Annotated in this window: 14 protein-coding genes; 8 read left to right on the forward strand and 6 right to left on the reverse strand. The window is 41.5% G+C overall.

From position 1 onward, the window contains the following. Positions 1–13: 13 nt before the first annotated feature. The 6 genes from flhB to JQC92_RS06145 all read right to left on the reverse strand — a co-directional run bounded on the left by flhB (position 14) and on the right by JQC92_RS06145 (position 4,301). Positions 14–1,144 (reverse strand): flagellar biosynthesis protein FlhB, encoded by a 1,131-nt coding sequence (gene flhB / locus JQC92_RS06120; protein WP_204998821.1) that lies wholly within the window; start codon positions 1,142–1,144, stop codon positions 14–16. Between the two features lie 2 nt (positions 1,145–1,146). Continuing rightward, positions 1,147–1,923, reverse strand: a complete 777-nt coding sequence (fliR, locus tag JQC92_RS06125) for a flagellar biosynthetic protein FliR (protein WP_204998822.1) — start codon at positions 1,921–1,923, stop codon at positions 1,147–1,149. A 132-nt stretch (positions 1,924–2,055) separates the two neighbouring features. After that, complete coding sequence (locus JQC92_RS06130; RefSeq protein ID WP_129948453.1) at positions 2,056–2,325, reverse strand: flagellar biosynthetic protein FliQ; 270 nt, start codon at positions 2,323–2,325, stop codon at positions 2,056–2,058. A gap of 11 nt (positions 2,326–2,336) precedes the next feature. Further along, a complete protein-coding gene (gene fliP / locus JQC92_RS06135; protein WP_204998823.1) occupies positions 2,337–3,065 on the reverse strand; it encodes a flagellar type III secretion system pore protein FliP in 729 nt (242 codons plus the stop codon). A 25-nt stretch (positions 3,066–3,090) separates the two neighbouring features. Then, on the reverse strand, positions 3,091–3,432 hold the full coding sequence (locus tag JQC92_RS06140; RefSeq protein ID WP_204998824.1) for a FliM/FliN family flagellar motor switch protein: 342 nt from the start codon (positions 3,430–3,432) through the stop codon (positions 3,091–3,093). Then, the gene (locus tag JQC92_RS06145; RefSeq protein ID WP_204998825.1) at positions 3,429–4,301 is read right to left on the reverse strand and encodes a FliM/FliN family flagellar motor switch protein; all 873 of its coding nucleotides are present in this window, start codon (positions 4,299–4,301) and stop codon (positions 3,429–3,431) included. Before JQC92_RS06145 ends, JQC92_RS06140 begins: the two co-directional genes overlap by 4 nt. Positions 4,302–4,778: 477 nt before the next feature. Between JQC92_RS06145 and JQC92_RS06150 the strand changes: the two genes are divergently transcribed. Genes JQC92_RS06150 through JQC92_RS06185 form a run of 8 tightly spaced genes read left to right on the forward strand, consistent with a single transcriptional unit; the run spans position 4,779 to position 12,554 of the window. Beyond that, the gene (locus tag JQC92_RS06150) at positions 4,779–5,660 is read left to right on the forward strand and encodes a MotY family protein (RefSeq protein WP_204998826.1); all 882 of its coding nucleotides are present in this window, start codon (positions 4,779–4,781) and stop codon (positions 5,658–5,660) included. After that, complete coding sequence (locus JQC92_RS06155) at positions 5,657–6,952, forward strand: sigma-54 interaction domain-containing protein (RefSeq protein ID WP_204998827.1); 1,296 nt, start codon at positions 5,657–5,659, stop codon at positions 6,950–6,952. The genes JQC92_RS06150 and JQC92_RS06155 overlap by 4 nt, the downstream gene beginning before the upstream one ends. A gap of 41 nt (positions 6,953–6,993) precedes the next feature. Next, positions 6,994–7,329, forward strand: a complete 336-nt coding sequence (fliE, locus tag JQC92_RS06160) for a flagellar hook-basal body complex protein FliE (protein ID WP_204998828.1) — start codon at positions 6,994–6,996, stop codon at positions 7,327–7,329. Positions 7,330–7,352: 23 nt separating this feature from the next. Continuing rightward, a complete protein-coding gene (gene fliF, locus JQC92_RS06165; RefSeq protein ID WP_204998829.1) occupies positions 7,353–9,062 on the forward strand; it encodes a flagellar basal-body MS-ring/collar protein FliF in 1,710 nt (569 codons plus the stop codon). Position 9,063: 1 nt separating this feature from the next. Then, positions 9,064–10,050 (forward strand): flagellar motor switch protein FliG, encoded by a 987-nt coding sequence (locus JQC92_RS06170; protein ID WP_204998830.1) that lies wholly within the window; start codon positions 9,064–9,066, stop codon positions 10,048–10,050. A gap of 14 nt (positions 10,051–10,064) precedes the next feature. Then, on the forward strand, positions 10,065–10,832 hold the full coding sequence (gene fliH, locus JQC92_RS06175; protein WP_204998831.1) for a flagellar assembly protein FliH: 768 nt from the start codon (positions 10,065–10,067) through the stop codon (positions 10,830–10,832). Beyond that, positions 10,819–12,147: a FliI/YscN family ATPase gene (locus tag JQC92_RS06180; RefSeq protein ID WP_204998832.1), complete on the forward strand. Its 1,329-nt coding sequence runs from the start codon at positions 10,819–10,821 to the stop codon at positions 12,145–12,147. Before fliH ends, JQC92_RS06180 begins: the two co-directional genes overlap by 14 nt. After that, a complete protein-coding gene (locus tag JQC92_RS06185; RefSeq protein ID WP_204998833.1) occupies positions 12,144–12,554 on the forward strand; it encodes a hypothetical protein in 411 nt (136 codons plus the stop codon). The genes JQC92_RS06180 and JQC92_RS06185 overlap by 4 nt, the downstream gene beginning before the upstream one ends. The last annotated feature ends 433 nt before the right edge of the window (positions 12,555–12,987 follow it).

Consider the following 12,987-nt stretch of genomic DNA (forward strand, 5'->3'; position numbering starts at 1 on the left):
CTGCTTTGTACCTCTAGTCGTGTCTTAAATGTGGTGGGATGAAAAAGTTCGGTAAGGGCGCAGGCGCTTTTTGCTTACCTTGGCGTGCCGCTCGTAATTGCATGACATAATTGAGAATGTGAGCAATAGCAACAAATAAGGCTGCTGGTATTTGTTGTTCAACTTGTGTGGAGTAGTACACCGCACGAGTTAATGCCGGAATTTCTACAATTTCAACATCATGTTTTTTTGCAATTTGCTTCATGTACAGAGCAAGTTCATCGGTGCCTTTAGTTAAAACATAAGGCGCATCAGATTTTTGTTCGTCATACTTCAGTGCGACGGAATAATGGGTCGGGTTTACTAGCAAAACATCTGCTTGTGGAATGGAAACATCAGCTCGAGAGCGGCTAATCTTTTGCTGCAATTGGCGAATACGGCCTTTAACCTCTGGTGAACCTTCTTGCTGTTTTTGTTCTTCTTTAATTTCTTGTTTCGACATTCTCAGCTCTTTACCATGTTGCCAAAATTGGTACGGAACATCGATAAAGGTAATGATTAATAAGCCAAGTGACAGGTACAGCATCCCCATGGCCAGCATATGGATCCCTTGAGTAATGGCTTCATCAACAGCAAGCTGGCTGTAGCCGAGTAAACTCGGTAGTTCATTAGATAGTAAGTTAATCATAATTCCGGCTAATAGAATGATTTTCAGCACAGATTTGAGGAGCTCAACTAAAGAACGAGTTGAAAAAATACGGCCTATGCCCTTAATCGGATCGATACGATTATATTTAAAACCTAAGTTTTTTCCGCTTAATACCACCCCACCCGGCAGTGACCCCGTGACAATGGTCGTCAGCATTAAAATCAGCAATATTGGTGCGAGAATAGTAACCACAGACATGAGTGACGATGCGAGATGTAGCTGCAAAATATCGGCTTCTCGCAACGCATTTTTGTCAATCATCATGTTGAACTGTGTGAGTTCAACAATTTGCGAAGCAATTTCAGTTTGATAACTCATCAGTAGACCGGCACCTACCATGATGAGGGCTGAAGAAGCGAGATCTTTCGAGCGAGGAACTTGTCCTTCTTCTTTCGCTTTCTTTAGTTTTTGGGGGGTGGCCTGTTCTGACTTGTCCTGTGCACTATTTTCGCTCATAATCAGCTACCACCAATAAAATTTTGCATACTTTGCAAGGCTTCAATGCAAAAGTCGCTATATCGAGACGGTAAACCGGAAAACGAGAATAGTACGCAAAAGAGCCCCATGAGCATTGACATAGGAAAGCCCAATGCAAACACATTCAATGAAGGTGCTGCACGGCTGAGCACACCAAAGGTAATATTGACTAACAACATCGCAATAATTACCGGCAGTGCGACCATAAAGGCGGACGCAAACATCCAACCGAATTTGGAGACCAATGACATTAATGGCAGGCCGAGAACACCACTGCCCACAGGCCATAGATGAAAACTGTCGACCATGATACCAATGCTGACAAGGTGTCCATCTAAAGAGAGAAATAAAAGAATAGCGTATATTAACAACCATTGACCAATAATCGGGTTAGAACTGCCGCTTGATGGGTCGTTCATCATTGCCATGGCTAACCCCATTTGCATCGCCATCATGGCACCAATCATAGTCATGGTAACAATTAGCATATTGACGAATAATGCCATCATGGCTCCCACCAACATTTGTTCTCCAGCTACCAATACTCCTTGTATCGAAAGCGGATCAATATGTGGCATTGCAGGTAATACGGGCACTAAAATTCCAGAAATAGAGGCAGCGAGCAAAATGCGAACAGTAACTGGTGTATAGCTACTACCAAGCATCGGCATTAAGGCAAATGCACCCATTAGTCGACAAAATGGCCACCAAAATAAACCAAGAAAACTGACGATTTGATCGGTAGTAAGCGCTAGCATGGTTAACCTAAAGACATCAGTTTGATACGCCTTTAAGCGTAGAGCGATTCACCTTACTGGTGAGCCAATGAAAATCGAAAATATGTTGTAATTTCATAAGTTATTTTTAGCGTTCAACTGATGTTTTTAGGTTTAACCAATGACATGTGGAATGTTGTAGAACAGCTGGTTAAATAGGTCACCCAACTTGGTCAACATCCAGTTGCCGGTAAACAAAACGGTTAATAAAGTAAACACGAGCTTAGGAAAGAAACTCAGTGTTTGTTCGTTCACCTGAGTCGCAGCTTGAAAAACTGCGATGATTAAGCCCAATAGTAAGCTTGGTACGATGAGTACGCTTACCATGGCAACCACCAAATAAATAGCATCAGCGAAAATAGCTGTGAGTTGATTAGTATCCATAACTCGCTCCGTCAACCAAAACTGGCGACTAAGGTATTTACCGTCATCGACCAACCATCAACGAGTACAAATACCATCAATTTAAAGGGTAACGAGATAATCAGTGGCGATAGCATCATCATCCCCATAGACATCAACACACTGGCGACCACTAAATCAATAACAAGGAAAGGCAAGTACAACAAAAAGCCGATTTGAAATGCCGTCTTCAATTCGCTCAATACAAAGGCAGGCATCATGACTAAAAATGGCACTTCATCTTTCGTTAGCGTTGTAGGTTCATCAGCAATTTTTAATAGTAGCTCTAAATCTGTTTCACGAGTTTGTGCCAACATAAACTTACGTAACGGTTGTTCTGCGCGTTCTACTGCTTCAGGTAGTTCAATTAACCCCTTGTCATAAGGAACAAAAGCATCTTCATAAATGGCATTACCTACAGGACGCATAATAAATAGTGTGATCACTAATGCAATGCCAACAAGTATGCGATTAGGCGGACTTTGTTGCAGGCCAATGGCTTGACGAAGAATAGCGAGTACCACAATGATTCGAGTAAAACTGGTGAGCATCATTAGCATGGCAGGTAATAAACTCAAGACGGTCATTAATGCTAAAATTTCAAGCTTAATGTTTACCGACTGTTGCTGATCGCCATCAGATAATGTCAGCAGGGTAAGCCCTTCAGAAGCACTTGCTAACGGTGAAAACATTAGCGCTAGGATCAGTAATACTCGACACATGTGTGTAAACCTTAAATCACTTGTCTTAAAGTTGTGTTGATTCAACTTCTAATAAACGCACACCATAACGGCCACTGACTTCAACCACTTCACCACGGCCTAATAGAGCACCATTCACACGCACGTCCAATGGTTCGCCCACCATACGATCGAGCATAATGACGTTTCCTTCTCCCATTTCTGTGAGTTCACCTAGTGATACTTCAGCACTGGCCAATTCAAGCGTCACTTGAACTGGTAGCTGCTGGAAAAAAGACATATCTTTTGTAGGTTTCGTTGTGTTTGGTAGATCTAATGGCTCATCATCACCAAAGATGTCAGCATCTAGCAATAAATCCGTATCAGCTAATAAATCGTGTTCACTCATGTCATTTTTTCCTCGTCTTGAACTTTAGTGATTTTGGCTATCATTTGACCTTGATCGGTATAAATATTGGCGTCATATAGATGGTGATCAGTCACTTTTACTGGGCAATGTGCATGTAGTGTCAATGGTAAAATGTCGCCCGGACGTAACTGATTTAGTTCTGTCATACTGGTATTGGCTTTTCCTAGTTCAACTTTGAGTTGCACAGGAATTTGGCGGCTCTTCTCTTTAAGCTTTTCAGCCAGGTTTAGAGCAGGCTCTTGATGGGTTGGTTGGTTGGAGAGCAAACCCAAAAGTTGTTCGTTGACACAAAAATGCATAGGTTTTATGTAGCTTTCTTTGGCAAAGTTCATTGTCCAAATCACCTGTGCATTAATCTCACTGGCACTTGTTAATAGTGTTAATTCGATATCATCTGGATCTAGGGATAAATCGGGTAATGCTTTTAATGCACCAAGCATAAAACGTTTTGCCAGACGAAATTCGGAGTTGCTTGGAGGCAGTAAGGGAGATTTAGCCGGACTACTTGGGCTGCCATAATAACAACTGGCGAGTTGATCTAATGTAGAGCGATCGACACTCCACCAAGCAACGGTATTACCTTGATACATCATAGTGAACCAGGATTGTTTGATATTTGGATCAAATACTTCTGGTACTGAGTCTTGTTTAATAGTTTCTAACGCCGAATGTCCTTGCCTAATTATTGGCATTAATAAAGAGTTAGTGACATTTAAAATTGAACGTTGGCTAGACTTAAGTTGAGCAAATAATCTACTTCTGGCAAGTTTTTCATTTGTTAAAACTATTGGTCTAATACTGTTTGTGTTGTTTGTTTTTAATAATGTTGCTTTAGATGTCGTTTTCATTTTTTATTTTGATTTTAATTTGTCAGTCGTCAAATAAGTGTTTATATATATTTTATGTCAAATTAATGTCACGTCCTTATTTATTATTTAAAACGTCAATATTCTTACTTTAAATAATTTTTTGACATTAGATAAACTTTTGACACTAAAGTTTCATTTATTTAAGCTTAAGTAAAACAGTGACTTAGCGTGCTTTGTGCTTGATTTGCCTATAATTAAATAGTCACTGTTCGCTAAATTGTTAATTATATTTATAAATCGGTTTTGAATTTATCTTATTTATTATTGCTAGGTCAATGATAAATGCATTTAATTAATTAATGTGACTTTAATTTGTTATTTTGTTTTACAATTAATATTAATTTGTGTTTAATTGTTTCTGTTGTTAATTCTTATTGCCAATTAGTTTTAGTTTTGTGGTTTTTATAACCGCCTCTATAAGTTTTAATTAAAACTGTTTATGGACGAGATAATTCGATGAAGGTCATTACAATAATAAAAATAAGCCTTTGGGTTGTGTGTGCTTTATTGCCTAATGTTTTATGGGCTGGCTCATTTCAAACTGAATTAGAGCAATCAAATTGGCGCTATCAAGGCGACAAGTTTTCATGTCAAATTGCACATGATATTAGCCGCTTTGGTGAGATCAGTTTGGTCGCACGACCAGATGCGTCATTAACACTGAATTTAAACAGTCAATGGCTGAATTTTGAAAAAGCACATAGCTTTGCTCAAGTGGTTGTTCCTTCATGGCATCAAACACAGCATGAGTCATTTCCAACTTTTAAATTTCAAGCAAAGAACAAACAGCAAACTTCAGTTGCTGATGACAAGCTCGGTCTTTATTTAAAAGCAATAGCCAAAGGCTATACTATTGAAGTTACGGTTGATAACCGGATTGGCGAACAATTTTCTGGCATTGCTAATTCGGTTAATTCACAAAACGTCATTGAGCAATTTCGCCATTGTTACGCTCAACTGTTGCCAAAACCCTATTCTTACGTTCGACGCATTGACCTTATTTTTGACTCAGGAAGCAGTCAGCTTAATTCTCAGCATGAGCAAGACTTGAATGCGATTGTTGAATACGTTCAAGCAGACAGCACTATCGAGCGCATACTTGTTGATGCACACACTGACGGCAATGGTCATCACTTAGCCAATTTGGTATTGAGTAAAGAGCGTGCTGATGAAGTCGCATCGAGGCTTGTCGAACTCGGACTTGCTATTGATATGGTAGACGTGCGCCACCACGGTGAACGGATGCCGTTAGTAGCGAACTCTACAGAGAAAGGTCGCTCTATCAATCGTCGTGTTACGGTGAAACTGGTTAAGCATAGTCAAGGAGTAAACCAGTGAATAAATACTGCATTGAACTCATTGATCATCTAATCTCTGATGACTTAATTCAGGCATTAGAATGTGAAGGCTTTAATCTTGTGACGAACTGCCAGCAAACACCTTGGTTGAGTCTCGTTAATCTATCAAAAGTGTCTGCTGAATGCATTGAAGTTGAATTGGCTAAGGTTAATGGTACGAATAAAGTCGCACTACTTAATGCCGAACAAAGTGAAAATGCGGCGCAGGCCATGAAGTTAGGTGTTCAAGATTATCTATTATTGCCGTTGCAGCAAGAACAATTAATTGCCTTGGTTATCCGCTTAAAAGAACTAGAAAAGACAAACCATAATTATATTGTTTCATCGCCTGTTAGTCGTCAACTATTGATGCTTGCTCATCGTAGTGCCATGACTGAGGCTTCAGTATTGATTACAGGTGAAAGTGGAACAGGTAAAGAGCCGTTAGCTCGTTATATCCATCAAAATTCTTCTCGTGCGAATAAGCCATTTATTGCGATTAACTGTGCCGCTATCCCTGAGAGTATTCTTGAATCTTTACTGTTTGGTCATAGCAAAGGTGCATTTACTGGGGCACAAGCCGATCAGCCGGGTAAGTTTGAGCTGGCCAACGGCGGTACGATTCTGCTGGATGAAATTGGTGAAATGCCGTTACTGCTTCAAGCAAAACTATTGCGAGTGCTCCAAGAAAGAGAAGTCGAACGCTTAGGCGATCATAAATCGATTTCATTGGATATCCGGATTATTGCTGCCACCAATCGTGATTTACGCGCAGCGGTTAACAATGGTGAATTTAGAGAAGATTTATTCTATCGCCTAGATGTACTTCCCTTAAAAACATTGCCATTGCGTGAACGCAGAAGCGATATTTTGCCTTTAGCTGAACACTTTCTGAGTAAGTACAACATGGATACCCCACTTCAGTTTTTTAGCGATCAAGCTAAGCAAGTGTTGATGGCACATGATTGGCCGGGAAATGTAAGAGAGCTGGAGAATTGTATTCAGCGTGCACTGGTATTAAGGCGTGGGCAAGTGATACAGATGGCAGACTTGGGTTTAGAAATTAAATCTAGTGCCGTCCTTATAGAAACGAAAGAGACCAGTTTAAAACAGTCTAAGCAGCAGGCTGAATTCCAATTCGTTATTGATGCTTTAAAGCGTTTCAATGGTCATCGTTGTAAAACAGCCGAATTTTTGGAAATGACAACTCGAGCCTTACGTTACAAGTTGGCGCAAATGCGTGAGCAAGGTATCGATATTGACACTATTTTAACAGAAGCGAAAGCCGCATAAACCATAGCTGCTTATAAAAGAAGAATTAAAGGTAAGCGTAAATGAATGCTTTAGATACAAATAACCAATCGTTATTGCAACAACTTGACCGCTATAAAGAAGTAGCGAAAGGTGAAATTACCATTCGTCGCAATCCTGATGAAATTGGAGACGCTCAAGCTTCATTTTCTGACTTAATGGCACAAAAAGTTTCTGCGATTAATACCGATCAAAATTCATCATCTGCATTGATGCGTGCCGTTGATAGTGGCCAAAGTGATGACTTAGTCGGCGCTATGGTTGCATCCCAAAAGGCCAGTCTATCTTTTTCTGCAATGGTTCAAATACGTAATCGTCTCGTTCAGGCGTTTGATGACGTAATGAAAATGCCTATTTAATTTTATCTTTGGAAACTCGCACTATGACAATGACGTTAACTCAACCTGAGCCGAAAGTGATCACCGATGAGCAAAGTGGCAACTTGCTTTTATCAATGAAGCAAAAGTGGCAAAGTTTCAATGGCAGCGATAAGCAAGTACTGGTGCTTGCTGTGTTAGCGATTGTAGTCGCTTGTGTGATAGTGCTGGCATTATGGAGTGCTAGTCAAGGCTACCGTGCTTTGTACGGTAAGCAAGAGCAGGTGGATACTTCGAAGATCATTGAAGTGCTAGAGTCTGAAGGTATCAATTACCAACTTGAAACCAATACCGGCTTAATTTTAGTACCTGAAGAGAAATTGGGTGCAGCACGCATGTTACTGGCAGCACGTGGCGTGAAAGCCAAAGTGCCTTCTGGTATGGAAGCGTTAGACAAATCAGGTATCGGTACCAGTCAGTTTTTGGAGCAAGCTCGTTATCGCCATAGCCTTGAAGGAGAGTTAGCCCGTACCATTATGGCCTTAAAAGTTGTTCGCAATGCTCGAGTGCATCTTGCGATTCCAAAGAAATCATTATTCATTCGTGAGAAACCAGAACTGGCTTCTGCATCAGTTATGTTGGATTTATACGCAGATGCTAACCTAACACCACAGCAGATTGAATCGATTGTTAACTTAGTTTCTGGCAGTGTTATGGGGATGAAGCCTGAGCGGGTTCAAGTCGTAGACCAAGAAGGTAACCATTTAAGTTCAGTGATCAACATAGGTGAAGACATGACTCAGTCACGTGATCGCCAGTTAAAATACACTAATGAACTTGAGCAGAGCCTCATTGAGCGTGCATCAAACATGCTATTGCCTGTACTTGGTCAAGATAACTTCAAGGTGCAAGTATCAGCTAAGGTTAACTTCAACCAAATTGAAGAGACTAAAGAATCATTAGATCCCTCTACCGTAATACGTTCTGAGCAGCTATCACGTGATGAAAGTAATTCAGATTTAGCACTAGGTATTCCTGGCGCACTCAGTAACCAGCCGCCGTCGACAGACAGTGAGTCAGATAAAAACCAACGCCGTAATCTACGTGAGCAAAATAATCGCCAATTTGATGTTGGTCGCTCAGTTAAGCACATAAAATATCAGCAAATGCAGCTTGAGAGTTTGTCTGTTTCGGTACTGCTCAATAATGCGGCTGCAGGTGAAGCTGGCTGGACAGATGCACAACAGCAACAGATCAGTCAGATGGTTCGAAATGCGATTGGTTACAGCGCTGAGCGTGGCGACCAATTTAGCATCAACAGCTTTAGTTTTGCCCCTACCGTTGCGGTACAGTTTGAGCCGATGCCTTGGTGGCAGTCCGAAACATATCAAGTGTATTTACGTTACTTGATTGGTTGTTTGCTTGGGTTTGGCTTGATCATTTTTGTATTGCGTCCTTTGGTGAAACACTTAACACGTACAGTAGAAAATGAATTTGAAGACAACACAAATCATGACGCTAAACCGCTATTGAGCCCAGAAGAACAGCAAGCAGAGTCTCTAGGTGCATTGCCAAAATCAGCGCAGACACCAGAACAAGCTGAATTATCAGAAGCTGAGTGGATGCATTTACATGGACTGCCTGAGCCTGGTTCACCACTGACGGTCAAACTAGAACACTTAGGCTTATTAGCCGAAAAAGAGCCTGCACGAGTCGCTGAAGTTATTTCGCATTGGATCAAAGATAAAGAAGTCGAAGAGAATAAGGAGCAGTAGTATGAACAATGTAGAGCAAGCGGCAATGTTACTGCTGAGTATGGGAGAAAAAGGTGCAGCGCAAGTGATGGCGCATCTTGATCGCCATGATGTACAACACCTTAGTCATAAAATGGCCCGACTTTCTAGTATCAGCCAACATGAAGCTGATGATGTTCTTGGACGTTTTTTTAGTCAATATCGTGAACAATCAGGCATTGCCAGAGCATCACGTTCTTATTTGCAAAAGACCTTAGATTTAGCGTTAGGCGATCGAGTCGCTAAGAGTTTGATCGACAGTATTTATGGCAACGAAATAAAAACACTTGTAAGACGTTTAGAGTGGGTTGATCCGCAGCTTCTTGCTAAGGAAATCGCACATGAGCATTGTCAGCTCCAAGCTGTGCTTCTTGCTTTATTACCACCAGAAAGTGCTGCTCAAGTATTGCAAGAATTGCCTGAAACTGTTCAGGATGAAGTATTAGTTCGTATTGCTCAGCTCAGTGAGCTGGATAGAGATGCTGTTGATGAGCTGAGACAGCTGGTTGAACGTTGCATGCTCATCGCTATGGAAAAGAGTCACACTAAAGTATCTGGTGTACGCCAAGTAGCCGATATTTTGAATCGTTATGACGGTGATCGTGAGCAGCTGATGACCATGATTAAGTTACATGATACTGAACTTGCAAGTGATGTTACCGATAATATGTTTGACTTCATTATTCTTGGTCGTCAAAAGCCAGATGTTCTCCAAGAAATCATTTCGATTGTACCACCAGAGGTACTTGCAATAGCCATTAAAGGCATCGATTTTGAGCTTAAAGGTATCATCATGACAGCGTTACCAAAACGCATGTCATCAGCGATTGAAACTCAATCTGAAGCTTTAGGTTCTGTGCCTTTAAGTCAAGCTATTGCTGCCCGTAAAGAAATCATGCAGTTGGCGAAAAAAATGAACGATGACGGTGAAATTGAGCTGCAGTTATTTGAAGAGCAAGTTGTGGAATAGGAAGTAAAGACGATATGAAACCTTTGAATTTAGTGTTTAATAAATCAGCGCAGCGTAATGTACGGTTGCATCGTTTTCCTCCTTTACTGCAATCAGCTCATGAGCAGGAATTGCAAGACGCAACAGCTGCATGGGATGACTATCAAGCTAAATTTGATAAAGGCTATGAAGAAGGTCTGCAGCAAGGGCATGACACTGGTTTTAGTTCAGGTGAAGAGCAAGGAAAACAAGCGGGTTATAATGTCGGTTTTAAACAGGGGCTGGCCGAAGGGCATGCACAAGGCCGAACTCACCTTGAATCGCAACTCAACGATATGATAACTCCGCTTTCTGCACTAAAAGAAACACTAGAGGACGGTCATAACCAGCATATTCTACAACAGCAGGATTTGATTCTAGAACTTGTGCGTAAAGTTTCTCAGCAAGTGATCCGTTGTGAATTAACCCTACAGCCAGCACAAATACTAACGCTAGTAGAAGAAACCTTAGCGGCGCTGCCTGATGATGCCAAGCAAGTTAAAATTCATTTAGAGCCTACCGCCGTCAGTAAGCTACAAGAACTCGCTGCCGATAAAATTAAGGATTGGAAACTTGTTTCTGATGACGGTATTTCTGCTGGTGGGTGCCGCGTTGTGAGTGAACACTCCGACGCAGACGCTTCAGTAGAAACTCGCTTAAATACCTGTATGGATCATGTGGCCAATAAATTGGTTGAAATGAATCAAAACCAAACCGTGCAAACTGAAGTAGCTCAATCAGAGGAAGCGCATGTCGCCGACTGAAGCGGTAATACTTGATTTTCCAGCGGTTCCTGTTGCACAGGTCTACGGCCGACTGACTCGGGTTAATGGCTTACTGCTCGAAGCTGTGGGTTGCCAAATGGCGACGGGTGAGCCTTGTAAAATTGAATGCCGAGATGGCCGATGGATAGAAGCTGAAGTCGTTGGCTTTGATAAAGAAACTCTGTGCTTAATGCCTGTTGAGCACCCTCATGGCTTAATGCCTGGTGCAAGAGTGTTACCCATTTCAGATCATCGTAGAATGCCATTCGGAGAAAAACTTCTCGGTCGTGTTATCGATGGTTTAGGGCAACCAATTGATGAACTTGAAGCACGTATCGATAACAAACACAGTCATGTTCATAAAAACCTAAACCCATTAAAACGTAAACCCATTACGGAGACTTTAGATGTTGGCGTGAGAGCAATAAATGCATTAACGCCGATTGGTCGCGGTCAACGGTTAGGCTTATTTGCTGGCTCAGGTGTCGGTAAATCGGTGCTGTTAGGAATGATGACTCGATACACCGAAGCCGAAGTGATCGTCGTAGGTTTGATTGGTGAACGTGGTCGTGAGGTACGAGAGTTTATCGAAGATTCACTCGGTAGCGAGGGGATGCAACGTGCTGTTGTTGTAGCAGCTCCAGCCGATACAACACCTGTCATGCGCAAACGTGCCATGTTGCTTTGTCATCAAATCGCTGCTGATTTTAGAGAGCAGGGCAAGCAAGTGTTACTGTTAGTCGACTCTCTAACCCGTTACGCACAAGCACAACGTGAAATTGCATTGAGTTTAGGCGAACCTCCTGCAACCAAGGGCTATCCGCCCTCAGTGTTTGCTACGCTGCCAAGCTTAGTCGAAATGTCGGGGAACAGTCAGCATCCAATAGGAACTTTAACCGCTTTTTATACCGTTCTCAGTGAAGGCGATGACTTGCAAGATCCGATCGCTGATTCTGCCAGAGCGATTTTAGATGGTCATATCGTGCTAAGTCGTCAACTTGCCGAGCAAGGGCACTTTCCAGCGATTGATGTGTGCGCTTCGGTCAGTCGTTTAGCGACGCAAATATCTAATGAACAACAATTAGAACACGCAAAGTTAATGCGTTTGCTGCTCAGTAAATACAACGAAGTTAAAGCGTTAATTCCACTCGGTGGTTATCAAGCGGGACAAGACCCACAGTTAGATATAGCCGTGAGCAGTTATTCAAAGCTGGCAGAGTTTTTACAGCAAGGCATGCATGAATCTTCGAGTGTCGAGCAGACTCTAATAAGTTTGGATACTTTGATCTCGCAATTGACGGGTTGTCAACAGTGAAAGCGTTAAAGCTGCTGAGTCAGCAGGAGCAAAAGAAGCTCTGTGCACTAGCAAATGAAAAACAGCAAGCACAATTAAAGCTTGATCAGCTCGCAACGCAGCAACAAGCATTACAACAAGCGGCCACTCATTATGCGCAGCAGCGTTATTGTCATGCCAACCCTATGCTTTTGAATAATAGTGTTGAAATGAGTTTGGCGCTAGAGCCGATTAAAAAGCAACTCACTCGTCAACAAATGCTGCATACTCAAGAAAAGCAGCGAGTTGAGAAGTTGTGGCGAAGACAATTAGGACGTCATTTAGGGCTCGAAGTTGCTTTGGAAAATGCACATGTAAAAAAACAAAAGTTTTTAGCGAAACAGGAGCAAACTCAAACGGATGAGTTTGCTGGCTCACTAGTAAGTTAATCGAGGGAAGCGGCAGAAATAGCTTTTGATAGAATATCTTCACTGAATAGGTTTGATAGGTATTCAAAGTTTAATTGCTCGTGCGTCATAAAGTTAAGGAGCATTTGATTATTGATTAAACATAGTAATAACTCTCTGGATTCTCCATCACATGTATGTAGGTATATTTTTAGTCTCAGATAACTCGATGAATTATCACTGTGTGAATCTGTGACTGTTGATTCAGTTTCTTTAGATATTTTTTGGAATTCAATAGGGTGTAGATCTTTTGAAACGACAAACTTAAAAAATAGATCTATTAAGATCAATGAGTTGAGTTTATATAAAGGTAGACAAGAGAGCTTTTTGTGTTAGTTATATTGTTCCGACACGCAATAACAACACATAAAGCCCTCTATGCAGACAGAATACGCTAACACTCAAGAAATTTCAT

Origin of the sequence: Parashewanella hymeniacidonis (genome assembly GCF_016900895.1) — a bacterium.
Taxonomy (GTDB): Bacteria; Pseudomonadota; Gammaproteobacteria; order Enterobacterales; family Shewanellaceae; genus Parashewanella; species Parashewanella hymeniacidonis.

What these genes read in the sequence shown, in the direction of transcription:
- flhB (WP_204998821.1), bottom strand. Translation starts at nt 1,144, where the DNA reads ATGAGCGAAAATAGTGCACAGGACAAGTCAGAACAGGCCACCCCCCAA.
- fliR (WP_204998822.1), bottom strand. Translation starts at nt 1,923, where the DNA reads ATGCTAGCGCTTACTACCGATCAAATCGTCAGTTTTCTTGGTTTATTT.
- JQC92_RS06130 (WP_129948453.1), bottom strand. Translation starts at nt 2,325, where the DNA reads ATGGATACTAATCAACTCACAGCTATTTTCGCTGATGCTATTTATTTG.
- fliP (WP_204998823.1), bottom strand. Translation starts at nt 3,065, where the DNA reads ATGTGTCGAGTATTACTGATCCTAGCGCTAATGTTTTCACCGTTAGCA.
- JQC92_RS06140 (WP_204998824.1), bottom strand. Translation starts at nt 3,432, where the DNA reads ATGAGTGAACACGATTTATTAGCTGATACGGATTTATTGCTAGATGCT.
- JQC92_RS06145 (WP_204998825.1), bottom strand. Translation starts at nt 4,301, where the DNA reads ATGAAAACGACATCTAAAGCAACATTATTAAAAACAAACAACACAAAC.
- JQC92_RS06150 (WP_204998826.1), top strand. Translation starts at nt 4,779, where the DNA reads ATGAAGGTCATTACAATAATAAAAATAAGCCTTTGGGTTGTGTGTGCT.
- fliE (WP_204998828.1), top strand. Translation starts at nt 6,994, where the DNA reads ATGAATGCTTTAGATACAAATAACCAATCGTTATTGCAACAACTTGAC.
- fliF (WP_204998829.1), top strand. Translation starts at nt 7,353, where the DNA reads ATGACAATGACGTTAACTCAACCTGAGCCGAAAGTGATCACCGATGAG.
- JQC92_RS06170 (WP_204998830.1), top strand. Translation starts at nt 9,064, where the DNA reads ATGAACAATGTAGAGCAAGCGGCAATGTTACTGCTGAGTATGGGAGAA.
- fliH (WP_204998831.1), top strand. Translation starts at nt 10,065, where the DNA reads ATGAAACCTTTGAATTTAGTGTTTAATAAATCAGCGCAGCGTAATGTA.
- JQC92_RS06180 (WP_204998832.1), top strand. Translation starts at nt 10,819, where the DNA reads ATGTCGCCGACTGAAGCGGTAATACTTGATTTTCCAGCGGTTCCTGTT.